This is a genomic window from Amycolatopsis sp. NPDC043885 (assembly GCF_056435685.1).
The window spans coordinates 96,842-117,970 of record NZ_JBWKEA010000002.1 but is presented as its reverse complement, the minus strand read 5'-3'; the positions used below and the strand labels follow the sequence as shown (position 1 = coordinate 117,970).

Sequence of the window (21,129 nt, the reverse complement as noted above, 5' to 3'; positions counted from 1 at the left end):
TTGGTGTTTGAGCAGGTAGAGCAGTATTCGTCGCAGTGGGAGGCGATCTGCTCGGTGGCGGCGAAGGTGAACGTGTCGAGTGAGACGTTGCGCAAGTGGGTGCGGCAGGCCGAGGTCGACGCCGGAGCCCGGCCGGGGGCGACGAGCGAGGAGGCCGAGGAGTTGAAGCGGCTGCGCCGGGAGGTCGCGGAGTTACGTCGGGCCAATGAGATTCTGAAAGCGGCTTCGGCTTTCTTTGCGAGGGAGCTCGACCCTCGACTGCCACGCTCGTAACGTTCATCACGGAACATAAAGACCGGTTCGGGGTCGAGCCGATCTGTGCCGTGCTGACCGAGTTCGGTGCGAAGATCGCCCCATCCACTTATTACGCGGCGCTGACGCGCCCGGTTTCACGGCGGGAGACCCGGGACGAGGAATTAATGCGAGAGATTCGACGCGTATTCGATGATAATTATCGGGTGTATGGTGCCCGGAAAATGTGGCGTCAGCTGCAACGGGACGGCATCCAGGTGGGACGAGGCCGGGTGGAACGACTCATGCGGCGCCTCGGGCTGACCGGTGCCCTCCGCGGCAAGACGGTCCGCGCCACCATCGCCGACAAGGATGGCGTGCGCGCCGCTGACCTGGTGAACCGCCAGTTCACGGCGGGCGCGCCGAACCGGCTGTGGGTGGCCGACTTCACCTACGTCGCCACCTGGGCCGGCACCGTTTACGTCGCCTTCGGCATCGACGTGTTCTCCCGTAAAATCGTCGGCTGGCACGCGAGCATGTCCAAGGAAACGGACCTGGTACTCGACGCCATCGACACCGGATTACAGGTCCGCGACTACCAGCACGCCGATGGGGAGGGCAAACTCGTTCACCATTCCGACGCGGGCAGTCAATACACGTCTTTCCGGTTCACCCAGCATCTCATCGACGCGGGTATCGACGCGTCTATCGGCACCGTGGGCGACGCCTACGACAACGCACTCGCGGAATCCGCCATCGGTTTGTATAAAACAGAGTTGATCAAACCGCAAGGACCATGGCACAATAAGAAAGACGTTGAGATCGCCACCACGGCGTGGGTCGAGTGGTACAACGACCGGCGTCTACACGAGGCCTGTGGCTACCGGCCACCGACCGAGTTCGAGACCCTGTACGAGTTAGGCGACCTGACCTGCCTGGTCGCCTAATACTCCAGTCGTAGTTCGTGATGGTCATGATTCGTGGATCGATTGTCGCTGGTAGTGGCCTTGCTGGGCTCGGTATTGGTGGCGTCTGCGCCAGCTTGAGCGGCGGATCCGGTGTGCGGCATCGAGAACGGGTCGGCTGATGAGTGTGGTGAACAGGTGGTGGATTTCGTTGCAGGTCAACGAGATCCACCCGCCGGTCGAGGACTTGGGGTTTCGTTCGGTGGATGCGACAACGGCGAGGAAGGCGTGGGCGAGCATCGCCATGACCGTCCAGCGGTGCCAGGAGGTCCACCGTCGGACCTGGTGCTGATCAAGCCCGGTGAGGCCTTTGCTGGTCTGGAAGGATTCCTCGATCGTCCATCTGCGGCCCGCGACTTGAACCAGGATCCGTAGCGGCACGGGCTCGGGTGCGTAGCAGCGGTAGAACGCCAGCTCGCCAGTGGTGCGGTGGCGGCGGATCAGCAGCCACCGGTGCCCGTCGGGCTCGGCGGTGTCGATGTCGGCGAAAGCCCAGTCGTAGTAGCGATGTTCTTTCGCCCCGGCACCGGCGGAGAGGCGTTGCCAGACGTGCTTGGGCATCCTCGCGGCGACACCGTCAGCGCGCAGCACGCCTGCTGGAGTGCTGACCCGGCGGTCGCGGCCGATGGCGAGAACGTAGCCGACTCCGCGTTGTTCGAGGTTCTTGCGCAGGTGGGGGTCGGCTCCGTAAACCTCGTCCCCGGCGACCCACCGGGCCTGGACCCCTGCGTCGAGGGCACGCCCGATCATGGTGGTCGCCAGCGCGGGTTTTGTCGCGAACGCGGTGTCGTCGGGGATTCCGGCGCCTGCGCGGCGGTCGGGATCGGTGGTCCAGGATTTCGGGAGGTAGAGGGCTCGGTCGATGAATGCGTGGCCGGTGTCGGTGGCGTAGGTGAGGTAGACCGCGACCTGGGCGTTCTCGATGCGACCCGCGGTGCCGGTGTATTGGCGTTGCACTCCGACGGTGTGGACGCCTTTCTTGAGGTCGCCGGTTTCGTCGACGACCAGCACGGCGCCGGTGTCGCCGAGGTGTTCGGTGACGTAGTCGCGCAGGTCGTCGCGGACCTTGTCGGCGTCCCAGACCGCTTTGCGCAGCAGGTGTTGTATCCCGTCGGGGGTGTCGTCGCCGGCGTGTTCGGAGATGGTCCAGCAGTTCTTGTCCGGCAGGTCCGACAGCAGCCCGAGCAGCAGTGTTCGTGCTCGTCGGCGGGGTTCGACGCGGGTGAACCGGCCGGCGATCCGGCTGATCATCTCCTCAAACATCACCGCCCATCGGTCAGGGTTTACGCTGGGACCCGCGGCCACCAGCCGATCAGGGTTAGTCCACACAACCGACCATGATCAACTGGTGGCCGCACCTGTCTACGGGCAGCCCACCAACGACATCACGAAGTCCGGCTGGAGTACTAACCCCAAATAACGAGTCTCTACCAAACCCGGGGCGATTCACACTTCCACGCACAATCCCAGCCGCCCCTGAACCGCATCGACCACGCGAAACACCGTCAAGGCCCCAAACGACGACAGCGCACGACCAACTTCCGCAGGCCGGCACCGGAGAACGAGAACTCGTCGAATCAACCACCTGACGTTCGATCCGACCTCATGACCAGCGGGAGGACTACCAAACTGAACGAAATTCACCAGTATGATCCTCAAATAGCCAGGTCAAGTAGTGTCGTCCCCGCACAGGCGGGGCTGGTCCGGCGATCATCGCCGTCCACCTCTACCAGCGCGCGTCGTCCCCGCGCAGGCGGGCTGGTCCGTAGGAGGAGCAGCGATATGACGACGGACGTTCGTCGTTCCCGCGCAGGCGGGGCTGGTCCCAGCTCCATCCGCGTCATGAATGGGTTCGGCCGGTCGTCCCCGCGCAGGGGGCTGGTCCGAGGATGACCATCTCCTCACCGCCCCACCACCAGTCCTCCTCGCGCGAGCAGGGCTGGTCCTTCGGCACGAGCACGGCCTCACCCGGCGACAGTTCATCCCCGCGCAGGCGAGGCTGGTCTAGACGGCCACGTCCACGCCGGGTTGTCTCCGCGCAGGCGGGGTTGGTCCGTTCACGAACTTCCAGGTCGACCAGATCGTGGAGTCGTCCCCGCAGGCAGGGTTGGCCCGTGGTTCGCCGTGACACTGCCACGGTCCTCTATGTCGTCCCCGCGCACGCGGGGTTGGTCCCGCCATGGCGGCCTGGACTTCGTGCGGTTCGACGTCGTCTCCGAGCAGGCAGGGTTGGTCCCTCCTCGCTTATGGGCGAGGTCGGTGGCACCAATTTCGTCCCCGCGCGAGCAGGGCTGGCCCGGTTGATGCCCCCGGTGCTGCCAAGGGGCCGTGTGTCCTCCCCTCGTGATCGGGGCTGGTCCCACGCAGGTGCTCACCGAGACCGCGAGCGTCTCGTCCTCCCCGCATGCGCGGGGACGACCGTGTGGCTGGTTTGGGGGATCCCGTGCGTCGCGGATCAACCCCGCCCGTGCGGGGACGATAACTCCGTCGCGCCGATCGTGAACACGATCTGCGGACCAATCCCGCATGCGCGGGGGTGACAGCTGAGCGGCGAGGGTCGCGTTCGAATTGATGGGACCAACCCCGCCCGCGGGGACGACGCCGATGGGCCAGGACGACGATGCGATCTACCCGGGGTCAAACCCGCTCACGCGGGGAGAACCAGCCGATCGAGCACAGCGACGAGTGCACCGGAGGAACAGCCCGCTCGCGCGGTGAGAACCCCGAGGACGCGCAGTTCCTGGAGACCCGGCAGTGATCAGCCCCGCTCGCGCGGGAAGGACAACCTTGACCTCACAGGGAAGACGCTGGAGGCGGGACCAGCCCCGCCTGAGCGGGGCTGGTCCGAACGATCCCTCGGGGAGCGCGCCGATCTGCCCGTCGTCCCCGCTCAAGCGGGCTGGCCCCTCGGCCGCGGCCTGCCCGTCAGGTGAATCGGGTAGCCCCGCTCAGGTGGCGTTGGTCCCTCCTTCCAGCCACCGGATCCGAACGTCGGCGCATTGTCCACGCGCGAGCGGGGCTGGTCCGCCGAAGCCGCCGCCGGGGAACCTGTATGTCCGATCGTTCCCTCGCCGGAGGGGCTGGTCCCGAGGAGAGCATTGCCTATGACGAGGAGGTCGTCATACCGGCACAGGCGGCTGGTCCGTCGCTGCTTTTGTCCACACCAAGATGAAGCCCGCCATGCCCGCGCAGGGCGGGGCTGGTCCGGCGAGTTGATCGCGGGCAGACGTCGCCGCGCCGGTACAAGTCTCATGCTGTCGGGGCAAGTGTGGTGCGCAGTCTTTGCAGCGCGTCTCGCCCGAGTCGGGATACGGTATGGAGACCGTGGTTGTCGGCGGCACGCAGGACGCGTTGGAGCAGTGGGTCGTCCGGACGACGAGGTACGGACAGCAACCACGCGTCGCCCCAGCCCTCTGAGCTGCGGCTTTCCGCCACTCTGAGGATCAACCGGCTCCGCCGAGACCGCGGTGGAGATGCGTCATGACCAGCGTCCGCCGAGACCTTGCTCTCTGGATTCAGTGCGGTTGCACCGCACTAGTCGCCCTCGGCGCGGCCTACGCCTCCTACATCCACGGACGCCAGTTCGCCCTCCGATTCGGCGCCGACACCATGACCGCCTCGATCTGGCCGCTCATCGTCGACGGCCTCCTCACCACCGCCACCGTCGAACTCTGGAAACCCAGCCGCGACGGCTCCAGCCGGTGGCCGGCATGGGCAGCGTTCGTCTTCGGCATCGCGCTGTCCCTCTGCGCGAACATCGCCTCGGCACCCGTGACCCGCACGTTCGGCGTCGCCGTCGCCGCTTGCCCACCGCTCGCTCTGCTACTGGCCGTCGAACTCCTCAACCGCGCACTCAAACGCCACCGCAACGGACTCTCCGACGGCATTCACACGGAACCCGGTCTCCTCACACCACCCCTGGTCACCCCTCTGCCGACAACACCAGACCAGTCGGGCCAGTCATCCAGGCCCACCGCCGAACAACTGATGTGGGCCCACTACCAGCACGAACACGCCCAAGGCCGAACACCATCCGGTGCCGAACTCGACCGCGTCGCCGGAACCCACAACTACGGCCGCCGCATCCTCCGAAAATGGCGCAGCGAAGGCATCCTTTCGCACGCAGCCCCCGAGCCGCATCGCCCACGCGAAACACCGTCGAGGCCTCAAACGACGGCACCGCCGAACCCACTTCCGCACGCCGACACCGCAGAACGAGAACTCGCCGAATCAACGTCCTAAGGTCTGATCCGACCCCATGATCAGCGTGAGGACTACCGAACTGAACAAAAACCAGCAGTATGATCTTCAAAGGTCCAGGTCAGTTAGTGTCGTCCCCGCGCGAGCGGGGTTGGTCCTCACTACGACCACGTCCATGCGTCGTTCCTCCGGACGAGCGGGGCTGGTCCACTCGCGCCCGAACTCCACCTCGACGAGCTCCGGTCTTCCCCGCGCAAGCGGGGCTGGTCCCATCTATGTACCCAACGCGCTTCCGCCGAATGTGTCTTCCCCGCGCAGGCGAGGCTGGTCGCTCGCCGCAGCAGCCAGGCCCGCAGTGAGCCCGAGCCAGGTACCTACCGGTCCGGCCCGGAGTATCGAGCCGATTCCCCAGGCCGCGGGGAAGCCCGACGGCCCACCACCCAATGAGGGAGGCTCTGAAGCCGGCTTGGGTGTCGTCGAGGCCGCGGAGGAGGCCGACGCCGATGTTCTGGGCGCAGTCGAAGAACTGCAGAACGGCAGCGACCATCAGCAGCGTGCCAGCGATGTTGAGCGCGGCCGCGTCGACGAGGTTCGCGCCGTCCAGGAACAGGGGAGAACAAGCGAGGGCACTGTCGTGTAGAGCACCGCAACCAGGGCCATCACGACCGCGCCGTGCACGAGGGCAGTTCTACCGACGCGTGCGGCGGCGCGGAGGTCTTTGTCGTGCGATCTCGCGGCTGACCAGGATGGACGCTCCGAGGGACAGGTCGATCATGATCTGGAAGACGATGTAAACTAACTGGTTGACGACGGTGTGCGCGGCGCGCGCGGCGCGGCCGAATCTGCCCAGGAGCAGCGCGACGGCCAGGAAGGAACCGGCCTCGGAGTCGCAGGTCAGCGAGATCGGGACAACGAGCGCAACCAGTTTGCGCACAGTGACGCCGTCCGCCTGCCAGCCGCGCAGGGAGAGCAGGGGCGCGATCACTGGATCGCGCCGGACCACCGCCCAGAACAAAGAACCACAGGGTTGCTTGAGGTATCGCCTGCCCACGTCGCCCGAGAGCGGGCCGTAGCAGGAAACAACGAGTCGCTGACATTGCTGCCCTCGGACCCGGCGATCTGTCCTTTGCCCCAGGCTCAGCGGCAACCGACCGCGGCCCGGACGGTGCATGCTCCTCAGCCCATGAAGTCCTAGAATACGTACGCACCTCGGGCGTGGGCATCCACACCAGAGGGGTCACTTGCTGAAGCTGAGTTAGCTTCAGTCGACCAGTCCACAGCGCGCGATCTGCTCGGCGTCGTGTTCACGACCTGACTGGCCTGCCAGCCATCCGATGAACAAGCGAAGCGCTTCGGGGTGACCAGTGGTAATAGCATACCGGTAGGCCTGCTCTACCTCTTCTGCGCGGCCGGGCTGTTGCTCCAGCCAACCTATGAACGCGTCAATCGCGGCTAATTCTCTGGCGGCAATAGCCTCTCGGTAGATGTGCTCAGTCTCTTCTTCTCGGCCGGGCTGACGGGCTAGCCAGATAGCGAACGCGGTCTGCCCGAACATGCCGTCGACGGCGGAAGCGTCCCGGTAGGCCTGCTCTGTCTCAGCCTCTCGGCCAGGCTGGCCGGACAGCCAATCAGCGAACAGCCGAGCGGAATTGTAAGAGCCAGCGGCGATAGCGTCCTTGTACGCCTGCTCCGTCTCAGCCTCTCGCCCAGGCAGGCCGGACAGAAGGTCAGCCAACCCTGCCGCGGCGAGGTGGTTTCCATCGGCCACAGCGTCCTTATAAGCCTGCTCGGCATCCGCCTCACGGCCAGGCTGTCGCGCCAGCCAAGAAGCGAACTTGTGTCGCGCTTGGTAGCTATCTGCGCTGATCGCCTTCCGGTAGGTCTGCTCAGTCTCTACTTCGCGGCCAGGCTGGCGGGACATCCACTCTGCAAACAGGCCGAGTGCATCGGCGTCGCCGTCGGCGATGGCGTCGCGGTAGGCATGCTCGGCCTGCTTTTCACGGCCGGGTTTGTTGGCCAGCCAATCCGCACATCCGGTGCGCACGGCGGGAATCCCCTCGGCGATACCTTTCAAAAAGATCCGTTCGGACTCTTCTTCGCGGCCAGGCTGGCGCTCCAGCCAGCTAGCAAACACGTTTCGCGCGGAGAGGTCGCCGTCGGCGATGGCGTCAAGGTAGACCTGCTCGACGTCTCCATCCCGACCCGGCTGCTGCGCCAGCCAGGAAACAAACTCGTACAGTGCGAAGGGGCGGCCGCCGGCTATCGCACCCCGGTAGGCATGCTCCGCGTCTTGTTCGCGTCCTGGGCGCTTGGCAAGCATTCTCGCGAGTTCCATCAGCGCCTCAGGGGTACCCGCTGTCCGGCAGAGGGCCTCACCATGGTTGAACCTACCGCGGGCACTTGCATCGCGGGCTGCTCTGAACAGATCGTCAGGGGCTGTTGCGTGGTCATGTAGCGCGTTCCAGACAGCGTCGACAACGGGATGGGTGCGGCGGGTGCGGCTGAGGTGCTGTTCGAGGTAGTCGGCCAATTCGTAGGTAATGTGCTCGGTGTTGTCGAGCGGAATCAGGGCTTGGACGCCCTGGGTGGAGCGTAGTGGCTGTGTGGCGTGGGTGATCGCGGTGTCGAACCAGCCCGGTGGTGGGCTGGCCTGGCCGCGTTCCTCGCGCCACAGCGCCGTGGCGATGGCGCGCAGCAAAAAGGGGGACATGGGGCTGGTGTGGCCGAGACGGCGCGCGTCCCCGGCGGCGTCGAGAAGGAGCTGGTCCATGGGGTTCGGCGCGGTGAGGTAGTGCTGGAGGAGTTCATGGCCGCCGGCGAGGGTCTGCGTGAACCCGACACGGTCGGGATTGGTGAGAGCAGTCCGAAGGCGGTCATCGCCGGTTCTGACTGCGAGCACCTGGGCTTCCTCACGTTCGCGCGAGGAGAAGTCGCGGGGAACGTCGTGCCAGTGCACCCACTGGTTGGCGGAGACCAACAGGTCCCGGTTGTCGCTGAGATGCTCGGCGGAGGCGGTGGCGTCACGGAGCTTCTCGGCCCACAGCGTCCCCACCATCACGATGGGGTGCGGGCTCCGGGATTCCCCGCCAGTGTGAGTGTCGGCGGCCGTGAACAAATCACGCAGCACATCCAGCGAGAGCCCTGTCCCATTGGGGCCTAGGAAGGCTTGCAGCTCGTTAAGCCACACCACGCATCGCCGTCGCTCCAGCAGCCCGGACGTGACCAGGCCTCGCAGCGCCGCCGCTGATCGAGGACGGACCACCGTCCATCCGGGGCCGAGAGCTTGAACGGCCTCGAACAGCGACCGGGTCTTCCCGGTCGATGGCCCGCCGCGCAGCAGAACCAGTACACGCAGCTCGCCGCTGGCTGCGGCAGCGATGTCCGCGCGCAGCGACGGGTCGTGATCCCGCCGTACATACACAGGCGGCACCATGAGGATGTTCTGGTCGTCGTCGCGAATCCGATCACGACGGATCGCGGGGTGCACCGTCGCTTCGGCTGGCGTGAACTCGTCCATCTCCCACACCGTGCAGTCGGCCTCCGCCGCCGCAGCTTTCCATCCAGCGGACGCTGGGTTGGGAGTTTCGGACCTGCTGAGCCGGTGCAGGCGCACAGCTTCAGCGCGTTCGTCATCGGTGACTTCGAGTGCGGTCAGCAGGAAGTTGAGGATGTTCTCGCCGCGGCTGTGGCCGGGCTTGGCGATGTAGTTCTCGGCCGTCCCCCGACTGCACGAGGCCCGCTCAGCGAGTCTCTCATAGGACAGACCGCTGCGATCCTTGAACCCGGTCAGGAGCGTGCGGAGCTGTTGAGCGGCAGCGAGGTCCGACTGCATCATCACCACAGTTTCCCACCCGCCAACACGACCGAACCCCGCACCTGGTCAACGAGCGCATCGGCAGCTGCCACTCGGTCCGATGCGCACATCCATCGCCGACGTCGACGCAGTGCTCAATGGATGTGCTGACCAGCGCAGTGAACGCCTTCATCATGGAACTACACCCGCCGATCGGCGGTAACGATGCTCTGAAAGGTGGTGACGATGGGCTCCAAACCGATCGCGCTGCTCACCTCCACTGTCGGCGGCGTAGCTCTTCTACCTGCGCTCCCCCTCTGGTGTGTGATCGCCGTGGCGCTGGTCGCCGTGGCCCTCATCGCTGCCCAGGTGACCGTCACCCAGATCATCCGCCTCCGCGCCAGCGCCAGGATCACCACCAGTGCGCACGCTCTGCGGGTCCTGGAACTGGAAAACGGCACCGGACGCCACACCAAGTAGACCAGGTGTGAGCCCGCCCAAGCTTCATAACGGTGGTGACCTGCTGGTCAGTCGCTGGCGCCGCGACGATCCCTACACCACCGGCCCGACGAGTTCGCCTAACACCACCAGCAACGCTGAACCCACGCGTCCGGCGATCGGGTCGATGAGAAACCTCGACCCCGCTACCCGATTCCGCCGACCAAAGTCCGGACAACGCGCTGCCCGCCCGCGGAGATCAGGTGCTGACCGCGTACTGGCCAGCCATCCGGCAAACGCAGCTCAGGAAGTGGGTCATCACCACTTTGTCCATCGCGACTCAGCGAGGTACCACTTTCGCGTTGCCATGGTACGTACAGGGGTGCGGCCTCCAGCGGCCTGAACACGATCCGGGATCGCGGGGCGGCGCCGCGAGGCCCACGGTGCCGATCCCGGCATAGGAAAGGTGATCGACGCGCTGCACACCTACGCCGGGCGTGCTCGCGCAGAACGTTCCGTTACCGAGCGGCCTGCCCGAGCCAGGCGACAAGCGTCTAGCGACTCAGCGTGTCCGTTCGCGTCGCCGAACTCTCACGTCGCTTATCCAAGTAGAGTCCCTCCATGCTGTTCACATCGCTGCACCGGATTCTCGGCCGCCCGCGGGGTCCGCTGACGGACGAAATGCTGAACGAAGCGATCACCGTTGGTGTGGCCGAGACCGACGACCTGGATTGGAAGAAGTCATTCCCCAAGGAGAAGGACCTCGCCAATAGCGATGTCCCGAAAGACGTCGCGGCGATGGCCAACAACGGGGGCGGCCTGATCGTCTATGGGGTCGAAGAGAAGGATAAAAAGGCGACCGGACGGGTCGATATCGGCGAGGTGACCGAGCAGTACGAACGCACCTACGACAAGGTCGCGATCAGCGGCATCCACCCTCCCGTGTTCGGGCTCGGGTTCCACCGCCTCGGCGATGTCAAGCGGGTCTTGGCGGTCGTTGTCCCGCCGAGTGTCGACGCGCCGCATCTCATATACCGCGGCGAGTACTTCGGCGCGCCGATCCGTAACAACGCCGACACGATCTGGATGCGCGAACCGCAACTCGAACGCCTCTACCGGACACGGCTCGACGACCGGCGCAACGCCGCCGTGCGGCTTGAGCAGGACTACCACCACGAACGTGAACAGCATGACGCCGACCTTGCGCGGATCATCGGCGTCGCCCGCCCGCGCCTGGCACGGGCCGCCGCCTCGCCCATGACACAGGACGACGCACGGCGGATCGTCGAGAACGCATCCACCCTCGGCCGCGCACTCGCCGAATCCCAGCTCGCACACCCATTGGCGACACTCGATCTGAACCCACGACCGGGACTCCGCCGCTGGGTGGCACCGCCGGCCAATCCGAACAAGAAGTGGAAGGAAGCCTGGGCCAGTGTCCACTTCGACGGCTCTGTGTCGCTCCGCTCCGCTATCGGTGGCAGTCAGACTCGTGACGGCCACGCACCACCGAGCACAGCCAACTCCCGCCGGATCGAGTGGTTCGTCGCCGACTTGCTCGCCCTGGTGAAGACCGCAGCCGACGCCTCGGCGACTTCCGAGTACGAGCTGCGCATCGGCATCGAAAGCAACCCGCACGACGGACCGTTGACCTTCACCTCGGTGGACGAATTCGGGTTCGGCGACGACGGCATACTGCCCATCCGGCACTTCATTCCGGTTGAGACCACCGTTCGAACCAACGTCACGGACGAGGCATACCTGGAGCAGGTTCGACAGATCGCACTGGACGTCGTCAACCAGGGCGGCATCAACCGACTCACCGCCATTGCGCAGTCCTCGGTCTGACCCGATTGCTGTCACGACATCACTGACGAGGAGGCAAGCATACGTGGTGACTACGCAAGGGTTCGGGTTCCCGCCCGCGGAGAACGGCGCGGACTATCTGCGCAGCGTGGTCGAACATCTCGTCAATGGCGACCCGGCAGGCTCCGGACCCAGGGCACGTGACCTGAAGTACGCGGTCCTGCATCTTCAAGCCGCCGCCGAAGTACTGCTGAAAGTTCGTCTGGTGCGGGAACACTGGTCACTGGTGTTCAAGGACCCCGGCAAAGCAACGCAGGCCGCGTACGACTCCGGTGACTTCCTCAGCGTGACAATGGAAGAGACCTTGATGCGGCTACGAGGAATCGCCGGGGTCGAACTGCCCGAGAACGCGCGGCAGGCCTTTACCCGGCTCGCCAAGGAACGCAACAAGCTTCAGCACTTCGGGATGGGTGTACAAAACACCGCGGCGATCGAAGCGCTGGTCGGTCGAGTCCTCGACGCATTGCTGACCTTCGCAGTCGAACACCTGCAAGCTGGCGCTGCCCCCGCCGAACAGCAGCTCTTCCTCGACGTCCGCAGGGAGATCGAGCGTGACGTCAAGCGCATCGGAATGTTGCTGCACGAACGGCAGCGGCGGATCGGCCCAGCGCTGGAACGTGATGCGAACCGAATTGTCGCCTGCCCTTGGTGCTTGGAGATGACCCTGCCGGTTACGGGCCCACGCTGCCTGTGGTGCTCTGCCGACGCAGTCGATCACGAGAAGACTGCCTTCGTCTACTGGCGCGAAGTCGCTGCCCCTCGACCCGATAGCTGGTCACATGCGCCGAGCGACTGTCCGTACTGCGAAGACAGCGGCACGCTCGTGGGAGGCGCAGAAACAAGGAGTCTGCCGCTTGCCTTGCTGTGGATGTGTTTCTCGTGCGGAGCGTTCGCCGGAGTACGCAGACTCACAGCCTGCCATCTCTGCCTGACACCGACCCCCTACGAGAACGGAGGCAGGTGTCGCCGGTGCCGGACCGACGACGACACCGCCAGCGATGACGGCAATGCTGGGCGTTGACGGCGTCAAGTAGCCGGTCGGCAAAGGCCTTGCATACCGAGAGAGGTCATCGCTGTCGATGTAAGACTCCAGTGACTTCGTCAGCCCTTAACGAAGTCACCGAGATAGTTCGCACCATAGCAGCCTGCTGTGCCGCGTCATCGAGATCTCAGCACCGATCGGTCCGGGCTCACATGTAGGCCAGGAACGCCTCGGCCCCGCCATATGAGCGGGTCCTGCGCGCCGGGCCCGGTGATCGACATCGAAACACTGGCCAGCCGTACGGTCGTGGTGGCCTGACGCTCGCCGAGGGCCGCCTCACCCAGACCCAGATCGATTATCTGCGCGGCGTTGCCGAACATGGCGCGAGCGCCTCCGCGCAGCAGCGACAACCACTCACAGCTACACCAACGGATCAGCTCTCACCAATTTTTCTGGAGCAGATCTGGAGCAGAACGCCGCCTGCAACAGCGCCCAACAACGATGGACCGCGTTGAACGGAGCACAACTGCGCCAGCCGACCAGCAGGTGCTCGATAACCGCAGGTCAGCAACCTGCTCGAACCTGACTGGCAGTGAGGAGTCGGGATCGCTGTTCTGGCAGTTAGAAGGCTTCAACCTGAGCGACTCCGCTCAAACACCGACACTCTCGAACGGGGCTTGCCAGGCAGCGCGCTGAGATCCTGTCACCGCATGGATGACCACATGAACCTCGAACTCGACGGCAGCCGGGGATCAACTCCGTCCGGGCTGGGACGATTGTCGTAGAGCTGCAGGCTGCGACAAGGTGCACCACGGTAGAGCAGTGCAACCGTCAGCGCGTCGGCCGCGGCTTCCAGATCAGAGTCGGATCGCAACGGCCCGGTTGAACACCGGCTGCGAGTCACCCCAGGAGCTGCCGTCGTCCCGGTCCGGCGAGTTGTTGTTAAGGGTGCCGTATCGTCCGCTGGTCCGTGGTTCTGAAGCGCCCGGGGACCTGTCACTGAAAAGACTCCAACAGGGTGTTCATCGGCTGGACGCACCTGTTCGACCTGGTCATCTTCGAGGTTTCGGCCGCCTCGACGGCACGATCACCGCTAGCACCGAGTACACCGGCCATCACGTCGATCTCATGGTCGACTTGGGCGAATTCCCCGCTGTTCCACCCCGGCTGTTCACGACAGCGCGATCGTTTCGGACGACGGCAGCGGGTTCCAAACGAAGGTGAAGCAGTCCGCAACGGCATTAGGCGCCAGCGAGTTTTTGTCCACCTCGCAGGCCGGCAGGGCGTTTGCCCACCCGGGCCGCATTTTGCTCGATCAGCCGTCGGATACCAGGCACACCGACGCCTCGATCGTTACCGGAAGCCGCCCTCTGAGCGTTGCGGATCTTGTGACGTGGACGATATGCCTTATAGGCTATAGCAGTCACCGGTCGCAGCGGGGGAGGACGATGGACACGGCGGCGGAAGTTGTGCTGGCTGTACCCGCCGGCGACGATGCCGGGGCGCGAACAGCAGATCTTTACGACTGGCAGGCGGCCATGGCGGCAGCCGACGGCCTAAGAGTATTCGCCGATTCGCTCGACAGTAATGGCGACCTACGGCCAGATACGGACCGTCAGCTCGTTTGTGAACATCATGAGGACTGGACGGTGCTACACGGTCCCGATGCGGAATTGGTGTCCGCTAAACACCGCGAGCCATCCCCTGGAGCCTGGAGCACTCTCAACCAACTCGTGGACAAGGGCGGTCTGGCTCATCTTTTCGGACGTTGGCTCATACTTGACGAAAAGCCACACGTCCGGCTGGTGACCAGCGCAGCTCTCGCCCCGGGAGCGCCCCGCAAACTTGCCAAGACAACCGTCCTGCTGAGAGACGAGGCCGCTGGGCACGTACTGGACGCGGCGACCGCGACACTTGTCGACGGAGTCGCGACGGGCTTCGCTAAGGAGTTACTCCTTCATCGCAATGGGTTACCCGATGAATGGCGGGCACCTGCCGAAGCCACTGCGAAGACATGCGTGGTCAGTGACGCCCAAAGCCAGAAAATTCGTTCGTTCCTGGCAATGCTGTTCATCGACGATAACCGGCCGAATCGTGATTTGCTGAACCATGCGGCGCCCAGTATGTACATGCAACCAGTGCTGGACAAACTAGGACGAAAGGATGCGCCGGCAGCGGCGGTCTGGGAAGCGGTCTTGCAACTCTTCAGGGCTCGCATGCGCGCCCACGGGCCCACCGTAGACGGAGCCCTTCCCCTCGTACCGATCACCTCCCCGACCTCGGGAGGTGTCACGTCCGCCTTCGAAATTCATCGCGCCTTGCTCCCACGCACGATCGACGTCCGCGACATCGCCATCGCGATACGGACCGCCCTTGCCAATCCGTTGGGATACATGCCGCTCGCCGCGCCGGCGCAGCTGAGCAAACTCGGTGTCAAGATGGCCTGGGGCGGGTGCGCAGACACGAGCATTTCACGAGCCGAAAGGCTTCGTGCCGACTTCAAACGCTATTGGCGAGCGAGAGGAGACGACGTGCCGGGCGGCACCCCGGAACGCTACGTCTTGGAGCGCACGTTCCTGCGAGTCGCAGACGAAGCCACCGCCGAGGCCAGAACGGTCACCGGCACCTGGGGTTCACCGTTCTGGGCTGCGCTGGCCGAGCACCTTGGCCGATTGCCCCAAGCAGAACTGGCCGATGGACTGGACAAGGAACTCGCTCTCGGAGGCATCTGTGACCTGGCGGCCAGATGCGAAATCTGGTTCAGCCCACGCTTCGACGTGAAAGCCGAGATAGCCCGACTGCGTGCCGAACGGGCGGCGAAAACATGACATCACCCACTTCCGCCGGAGTCCTTGAAAGGCTGCGCGACGATCTCGCGTACCACCAGATGCGCATCCTTCTCCTGGTAACCGCAGTCGCCGCGAGCAGGGGACACTCCCGCAAACTCGACGGACTCACCAAACTCGCCAAGCTGGACTTTCTGGTCCGCTATCCAGCGCTCGCCCCCCGCGTCCTCGACGATCTGAACCCAGAGGACCCACGCCTTCATCTCCCACGGAACACCCATGCCACCGACGTCGAGGCACCCATGATCCGGTACAAGTACGGACCTTGGGACGACCGTTACTACCCCGTCATCGGCGCCCTTGTGGGCCGCGGCCTCCTTCGGTACGTCGCGGGCCGTCAAGGAAGCGTCGCCCTCGCGCCGACACCCACCGGGCGCAAGCTTGCACACGATGCCGCCCGAACCGAGCCGTGGCAAGAGATCAGCGACAGATGTCAAGCCGTCGCGCAAACAACCGGCGGCCTCACCGGAGCCGCGCTGAAAGACCTCATTTACCGCCACCTGCCCGAGTTGATGGAGCTTCCCCAGAAACAGGTCATCCGATGACAACACACTTCCGGCTCGACGGGGTTTCCCTGGACACGACCGAGGGGACGGTGAGCTACCGATTTCCTTCCGCTCTCACAGTCCTCGCCGGGCCAGTCGGCGTCGGCAAGAGCACTCTTTTCGAGTTGATCAAGTACGGGCTCGGCGGCAACGGCGAACTGGCCTCAGTAGCCACTGACAACGTCCAGGACGTCACCTTACATCTTGCACTGGGAGACAGCCGTCTCTCACTCACCCGCAGCCTCGATCCAACGAAAACAAACACCGTTCGCGTGTTCGATCGCGTCGACCAAGTACGTCTGCGTGACCACTTTGTGAAGGATCGCGAACCCTCGTTGAACGATCTGCTACTCGGCGCGCTCGGCCTGCCCACGAACCTTCGGGCAGCCGCGCGGACAAAAAGCACCACGAGGGCCGGAAATCGAATCTCCTTCGCGGACATTTTCACCTTCATGTACGTCCGCCAAGCGGACATGAACCGAGACATCGCATCGAGCCAGGTCTCATATCGCGAGCCCAAGAGAAAAGCAGTCTTCGAACTTTTGTTCGGATTGACGGACATCGAAATTCTTCAGACCAGATCCGAGCTGGCTGTTCTCAACGGAAAACTGGAAACAGCGATCCACGACCACGAAGTCGTACTCCAGTTCTTGCAGGACAGCAACACGACGAGTCGTGACGAGACCATCTCCGCACATGATCGCGCCGGCGCGGCCGCCGCCGCGGCCGAAACCGAGATCGCCGCCTTTCGACAGGCCGTCGAACCAGTTGCCGACCGCGAGACGCAGACTCTCCGCGACCTGCTCGGCGAGGCCGAGCGCAGCTTGGCTACAGCGCGGCAAACTGCGAAAGTCCTCAGCCAACAGCAAGTTGACTACAATACCGAACGCCGCCGAATCATGCAGGACTTGGACCGCCTACGACGACTGAGAGATGCAGGCGAACGTCTCGCCGATTTCGAATTCCTGGTCTGCCCCCGCTGCATGCAGGACATTCAACATCGGGACAACGCAGGCGAACACTGCCGCCTCTGCCTGCAACCCGAGCTTACACCCACTCACGAAACTCTGAGCGCAGAGGAAACCTACGAACAGCGCCAACTGACCGATCAGCTCGGCGAGCTGGAGGACCAGCTCGCGGGCAGCGCCGGGCAACTCGTCGAGGTCCGACTCGCGGAGGAGCATCGTCGGGCGCTCGTCGGCGAACTGAGCGCCAACCTGGAAGCACGAACTCGTGATCGGATAACACCGCGACTTCAGGCCTTCAGTGACGCGACGCGAGATCTGGCCGAAGCTCGCAGCCGTCAGGAGGCGCTCGAACGCGTGCTTATGCAATGGGATCGCGCCGATGACCTCAGGCGCGCGGCCGAAGACCTCGGCACACAGGTGCAACGCCTGCGCACAGGTTTGGACCTGGCCGAACGGCGTTTGGAAGAGCGTAAGACGGAAATACTCGACGAGTTGGACGCCGAGTTCTCCGAAACGATGACCGCCATCGGCGTCCCCAGTGTCGAAAGCGCGACGATCAACCGTACTAGCTACTTACCCATGCTCAACGACAAGATCTACACCAAGTTCAGCCCCGCCGGCGGTGTCCGCACCGCGACCCAGCTGGCGTACTGGCTGACCCTGATGTCGGTCGCGCTTCGCCGCCGCGACACGGTCTACCCCGCCTTCCTACTCATTGACAGCCCCCGAACTTCGCTTAACAACAGCAGGAATCTGGCGACTGCCCTCTATCGCCGGATCGTGACCCGAGTCGACGCGGCGCAAGACCGGCTCCAGGTCCTGATCGGCGACAACGAGCTGCCCAGTACCTACCGACGTGACTACGAACAGCTGGACTTCACCTATGACCACCCCACGATCAGCACGATCCGCCATCCCGGTCCGGCAGCCGTCGAAACGCTCAACACGCCCCGCGCGAATGACGAGGTCGGATGAACGCGAACCAGAAAGCGGCAGAATCCGGCCGCGGGTGCCGTCCACCCAGGCACACGCGAGCGGACCTCGAGGGTGGGAGTAGGCCGCGCCGGACCACCGAGTTCGAGCAGGGGGTGCCGCTGGCCGTGCCGGGACTCGCTGTTCCTAGCGCCCAACAGCTGCAGGTGCGCGGCGAAGGCAACCAACATGTCGAACTCTGGATCCAGGAGCCACTGGTTCTGCAACCCGTCCAAGACCGCGAGCAGCCCAGTGGCTGCTTGCTCGACAGAGGCCTGCGCTGCCAGGTTGCCTCGCGCCCTGGCGATCTCGACCGCGTCAACCAGGTAGCGGCGGACGAACTCCCTACTAGCCGCGGAAGTACTCGTGCGCTGGATGACCTGGGTCGGTGGCCTCCCAGGCCGAGGTCGATCCACGCTGGCCGGTTCGGCCGCATCGAATGAAGGCGCGCGGCTCTCGGCGGCGTGACGTCACCAAAGCCAAGCATGGCTTCGCCCGTACCTACACAGTTCTGCCACTCGGGCACTTCGAGTGGCAGAACTGTGTAGGTACGGGCCCTATAAGTTGCGTACAGCGGCCTCGTGCATCCTGGCGGCCACAGCAAGCTCAACCATCGATCTCGCGACGTGGATCTCCGCATGAGGCAGCAACACCTGGACTCCTCTTAACGAAACCCGCAGACGGCGGCGATCCCGGGTAGCCGTCTGGAGCACCGACCACTCGTTCACCACTGACGTGGACCTCGAAGCGACCGGGATCAAAGCCGCCAGCTTCCCACGCCATGTCGCTCGTCTCAACACGCCATTCACGCCCGGTGAGACGATCCCGCACCAGCCAGCTCAGCCCGTACACCTCCTTGCCCGACGTGTCGCGAGGCCATCAGCTACGCGATCCGGCAGGTCATTAGAACATATGTTCGCATCCGAGACCATTGCCATGGAGGCAGCTGCGCCGTTGCCGCAAACGGTCTGCGTCGTCGGGCTGCCGTGTCCCGCACGTCACGGCAGCCAACACCGAGAGCTGCGGACTAGTTGACGGGGCTGCGGCGTTCGAGGAAGACGGTGTCGTGCCAGACGCCGTCGCGTTGGGCGATGCGTTCGCGGATGCCGACGGTGCGGTATCCGGCGCTGTGGTGCAGGGCGATGCTGGCGCGGTTGTCGGTGAAGATCGAGGTCTGCAGGGTCCAGAGCCCGGCGGCGTCGGCCTCGGTGACCTGCTTGAAGAGCAGGGCCTTACCGACTCCGCGGCCGCGATGGCTTTCGGCGACGTAGACCGACGTCTCGGCAACCCCTTGGTAGCACTCGCGCGCAGAGACAGGGGTGGCCGCCGTCCAGCCGGCGACCTGCCCATCAATCTCGGCGACCCACCGATGTCCGGGTAGCCATTTCGCGTCGAGCGCTTTGCGGCTGGGGACCTCGGTTTCGAAGGTGGCGAGCCCGGTCGTGATTCCTTCGCCGTAGATCCGGCGGACCGCGCCCCAGTCGTCGTCGCGAAGGTCGCGGATGGTGACGTCGTCGGGCACGTTCTCCGGGCAGCACGGGCGCGGCGCGAGCAGGCCCATGACGGCGTCGGCCGCGTGCGGGAGTCCGCTGCAGCAGGCTTGATTGATCGTCACGACCGTTGCGGTGCCCTCTTTCCGCAGGTGCACGAAACCCACGTCAGCCAGCTTCCGGACGTGATGCGAGCACGTCGACTGGCTGGTCCCGAGGATCTCGGTCAACGCACCGACGGTCAGGCCGCGAGGCGAGGTCGCGACCGCGTGCAGCAACTTCACCCGCATCGGCTCGGCCAGACACGCGAACCACCCGGCATAGGTCGCGGCTTCACGCTCGGGCAGGAGACCGGCGAGAGGAAGAGGCACAACGGTCGTCATGCCCTCAGTATCGACCAGAATCGATGGTTGCGTCAATCGACTCCGGTCGATACAGTCCCTCGCATCGACTCAATCGAGATGGATCGATGAAAGGTGCATGAGGATGAACGAGCTGCCTGTCGTGGTGATCGGGGCCGGGCCGGTGGGGCTGGCGGCCGCCGCCGAGCTGGTGGAGCGGGGTTTCGAGCCGCTGGTGCTGGAGCGCGGCGCGCACGCGGGCGCCGACGTGGCCGAGTGGAATCACGTGCGATTGTTCTCACCGTGGTCCGAACTCGTCGCTCCGGCGGCCGGGCGGCTGCTGGAGACCACTGGCTGGACCCGACCCGACGGCGAGGCGTACCCGACGGGCTCGGACTGGGCCGAGCTGTATCTACGACCGCTGGCGGCGGCGCTCGGCGACCGGGTGCGCTTCGACGCCGAGGCGGTCGGCGTCGCCCGCCGGGGACGGGACCGTGTCGTGGACAGCGGCCGCGACGACGAGCCGTTCAGCGTGCACGTCCGTGCCGCCGACGGGGCGGAGGACCGGATCGCGGCGCGGGCCGTGATCGACGCGTCCGGCACGTGGTCGACGCCCAACCCGCTCGGCGGCGAAGGTCTTCCCGCCGCCGGTGAGCGTGCGGCGGCGGACCGGATCGCTTACCGGGTCCCGAATCTGGGCGACGACGCGGTGCGTGCCCGGTATGCGGGCAAGCACGTCGTGGTCGCGGGCAGCGGGCATTCGGCGTTGGCCGCGCTGGTCGCCTTGTCCGACCTCGCGAAGGAGTCGCCGGAGACGCGGATCAGCTGGGTGCTGCGCCGCGGCGCGGTCGGCAACACCTTCGGCGGCGGCGAGGCCGATCAGCTCCCCGCGCGAGGAGCGCTCGGCCTGCGCGCCCAGGAAGCAGTGGAATCCGGACTGATCACGGTGGTGACCGGGTTCCGCACCGAGGCGGTCGACCACGACGCCGACGGACGGCTGACGCTGATCTCCTCCAGTGGGCGACGGATCGAGCAGGTCGACGAAGTCGTGACCCTGTCCGGTTTCCGGCCCGACCTGACCTGGCTGTCGGAGATCCGGCTGGAGCTGGACCCGACGTTGCAGGCACCGGTCGCGCTCGCGCCGCTGATCGACCCGAACGTCCACTCGTGCGGAACCGTGTATCCGCACGGCGCCAAGGAGCTCGCGCATCCGGAGAAGGACTTCTACCTGGCCGGGATGAAGAGCTACGGCCGGGCGCCGACCTTCCTGGCGATGACCGGTTACGAGCAGGTGCGCAGCATCGCCGCCCAGCTCGCCGGAGACCATGAGGCGGCCGCGCGGGTCGAGCTGCGGATGGCCGAGACCGGAGTCTGCGGCGGTGCCGGCCTGTTCGACGAGCCGGACGACGCACCGGCTGCCGGTGGCTGCTGCGCGACACCGGAGCCGGAAGTCCTCACGCTGTCCGCGCCATCGGCCGCGGTGCGCTGACCG

General features: G+C 65.2%; 14 protein-coding genes and 1 other annotated feature. Of the genes, 10 read left to right on the top strand and 4 right to left on the bottom strand.

From position 1 onward, the window contains the following. A protein-coding gene (locus AC069I_RS10220; protein WP_478265244.1) for an IS3 family transposase occupies nt 1-1,178 on the top strand; the annotation gives its coding sequence in 2 pieces (ribosomal slippage) (nt 1-229 and nt 229-1,178; 1,179 coding nt in all). Then, nucleotides 228-356, top strand: a sequence feature (AL1L pseudoknot). Its footprint overlaps the gene before it by 129 nt. Before the next feature lie 24 nt (nt 1,179-1,202). Here the strand turns inward: AC069I_RS10220 and AC069I_RS10215 are convergent. Further along, a complete protein-coding gene (locus AC069I_RS10215) occupies nt 1,203-2,459 on the bottom strand; it encodes an IS701 family transposase (protein ID WP_478265479.1) in 1,257 nt (418 codons plus the stop codon). A 2,217-nt stretch (nt 2,460-4,676) separates the two neighbouring features. Here AC069I_RS10215 and AC069I_RS10210 point away from each other — a divergent pair. Then, nucleotides 4,677-5,438: a DUF2637 domain-containing protein gene (locus AC069I_RS10210; protein ID WP_478265243.1), complete on the top strand. Its 762-nt coding sequence runs from the start codon at nt 4,677-4,679 to the stop codon at nt 5,436-5,438. A 424-nt stretch (nt 5,439-5,862) separates the two neighbouring features. Continuing rightward, nucleotides 5,863-6,036: a hypothetical protein gene (locus AC069I_RS10205; protein WP_478265242.1), complete on the top strand. Its 174-nt coding sequence runs from the start codon at nt 5,863-5,865 to the stop codon at nt 6,034-6,036. 48 nt (nt 6,037-6,084) lie between these two features. Here AC069I_RS10205 and AC069I_RS10200 read toward each other — a convergent pair whose 3' ends face one another. Next, nucleotides 6,085-6,411: an MATE family efflux transporter gene (locus tag AC069I_RS10200; protein ID WP_478265241.1), complete on the bottom strand. Its 327-nt coding sequence runs from the start codon at nt 6,409-6,411 to the stop codon at nt 6,085-6,087. 246 nt (nt 6,412-6,657) lie between these two features. Next, nucleotides 6,658-9,231 carry a hypothetical protein gene (locus AC069I_RS10195; protein WP_478265240.1) on the bottom strand — a complete coding sequence of 858 codons (2,574 nt, stop codon included), beginning with the start codon at nt 9,229-9,231 and terminating at the stop codon, nt 6,658-6,660. Nucleotides 9,232-9,435: 204 nt separating this feature from the next. Here AC069I_RS10195 and AC069I_RS10190 point away from each other — a divergent pair, with 204 nt between their 5' ends. The 6 genes from AC069I_RS10190 to AC069I_RS10165 all read left to right on the top strand — a co-directional run bounded on the left by AC069I_RS10190 (nt 9,436) and on the right by AC069I_RS10165 (nt 17,809). After that, a complete protein-coding gene (locus AC069I_RS10190; protein WP_478265239.1) occupies nt 9,436-9,669 on the top strand; it encodes a hypothetical protein in 234 nt (77 codons plus the stop codon). A gap of 579 nt (nt 9,670-10,248) precedes the next feature. Continuing rightward, nucleotides 10,249-11,475, top strand: coding sequence for an AlbA family DNA-binding domain-containing protein (locus tag AC069I_RS10185; RefSeq protein ID WP_478265238.1), 1,227 nt, complete (start codon nt 10,249-10,251; stop codon nt 11,473-11,475). A gap of 43 nt (nt 11,476-11,518) precedes the next feature. Next, complete coding sequence (locus AC069I_RS10180) at nt 11,519-12,514, top strand: hypothetical protein (RefSeq protein ID WP_478265237.1); 996 nt, start codon at nt 11,519-11,521, stop codon at nt 12,512-12,514. 1,409 nt (nt 12,515-13,923) lie between these two features. After that, nucleotides 13,924-15,303, top strand: coding sequence for a hypothetical protein (locus AC069I_RS10175; protein WP_478265236.1), 1,380 nt, complete (start codon nt 13,924-13,926; stop codon nt 15,301-15,303). Then, on the top strand, nt 15,300-15,866 hold the full coding sequence (locus AC069I_RS10170) for a hypothetical protein (RefSeq protein WP_478265235.1): 567 nt from the start codon (nt 15,300-15,302) through the stop codon (nt 15,864-15,866). The genes AC069I_RS10175 and AC069I_RS10170 overlap by 4 nt, the downstream gene beginning before the upstream one ends. Then, entirely contained in the window at nt 15,863-17,809 is a 1,947-nt protein-coding gene (locus AC069I_RS10165; protein ID WP_478265234.1) for a PspA/IM30 family protein, read from the top strand. The genes AC069I_RS10170 and AC069I_RS10165 overlap by 4 nt, the downstream gene beginning before the upstream one ends. Before the next feature lie 1,024 nt (nt 17,810-18,833). Here the strand turns inward: AC069I_RS10165 and AC069I_RS10160 are convergent. Beyond that, complete coding sequence (locus AC069I_RS10160; protein ID WP_478265233.1) at nt 18,834-19,679, bottom strand: helix-turn-helix domain-containing GNAT family N-acetyltransferase; 846 nt, start codon at nt 19,677-19,679, stop codon at nt 18,834-18,836. A 103-nt stretch (nt 19,680-19,782) separates the two neighbouring features. Here AC069I_RS10160 and AC069I_RS10155 point away from each other — a divergent pair, with 103 nt between their 5' ends. After that, nucleotides 19,783-21,126 (top strand): FAD-dependent oxidoreductase, encoded by a 1,344-nt coding sequence (locus AC069I_RS10155; RefSeq protein WP_478265232.1) that lies wholly within the window; start codon nt 19,783-19,785, stop codon nt 21,124-21,126. Nucleotides 21,127-21,129 lie beyond the last annotated feature (3 nt).

Excerpts from the sequence above, each read along its gene's own strand:
- AC069I_RS10195 (WP_478265240.1), bottom strand. The coding sequence starts at position 9,231 with ATGATGCAGTCGGACCTCGCTGCCGCTCAACAGCTCCGCACGCTCCTG.
- AC069I_RS10170 (WP_478265235.1), top strand. The coding sequence starts at position 15,300 with ATGACATCACCCACTTCCGCCGGAGTCCTTGAAAGGCTGCGCGACGAT.
- AC069I_RS10165 (WP_478265234.1), top strand. The coding sequence starts at position 15,863 with ATGACAACACACTTCCGGCTCGACGGGGTTTCCCTGGACACGACCGAG.
- AC069I_RS10175 (WP_478265236.1), top strand. The coding sequence starts at position 13,924 with ATGGACACGGCGGCGGAAGTTGTGCTGGCTGTACCCGCCGGCGACGAT.
- AC069I_RS10190 (WP_478265239.1), top strand. The coding sequence starts at position 9,436 with ATGGGCTCCAAACCGATCGCGCTGCTCACCTCCACTGTCGGCGGCGTA.
- AC069I_RS10155 (WP_478265232.1), top strand. The coding sequence starts at position 19,783 with ATGAACGAGCTGCCTGTCGTGGTGATCGGGGCCGGGCCGGTGGGGCTG.
- AC069I_RS10215 (WP_478265479.1), bottom strand. The coding sequence starts at position 2,459 with ATGTTTGAGGAGATGATCAGCCGGATCGCCGGCCGGTTCACCCGCGTC.
- AC069I_RS10185 (WP_478265238.1), top strand. The coding sequence starts at position 10,249 with ATGCTGTTCACATCGCTGCACCGGATTCTCGGCCGCCCGCGGGGTCCG.
- AC069I_RS10210 (WP_478265243.1), top strand. The coding sequence starts at position 4,677 with ATGACCAGCGTCCGCCGAGACCTTGCTCTCTGGATTCAGTGCGGTTGC.
- AC069I_RS10160 (WP_478265233.1), bottom strand. The coding sequence starts at position 19,679 with ATGACGACCGTTGTGCCTCTTCCTCTCGCCGGTCTCCTGCCCGAGCGT.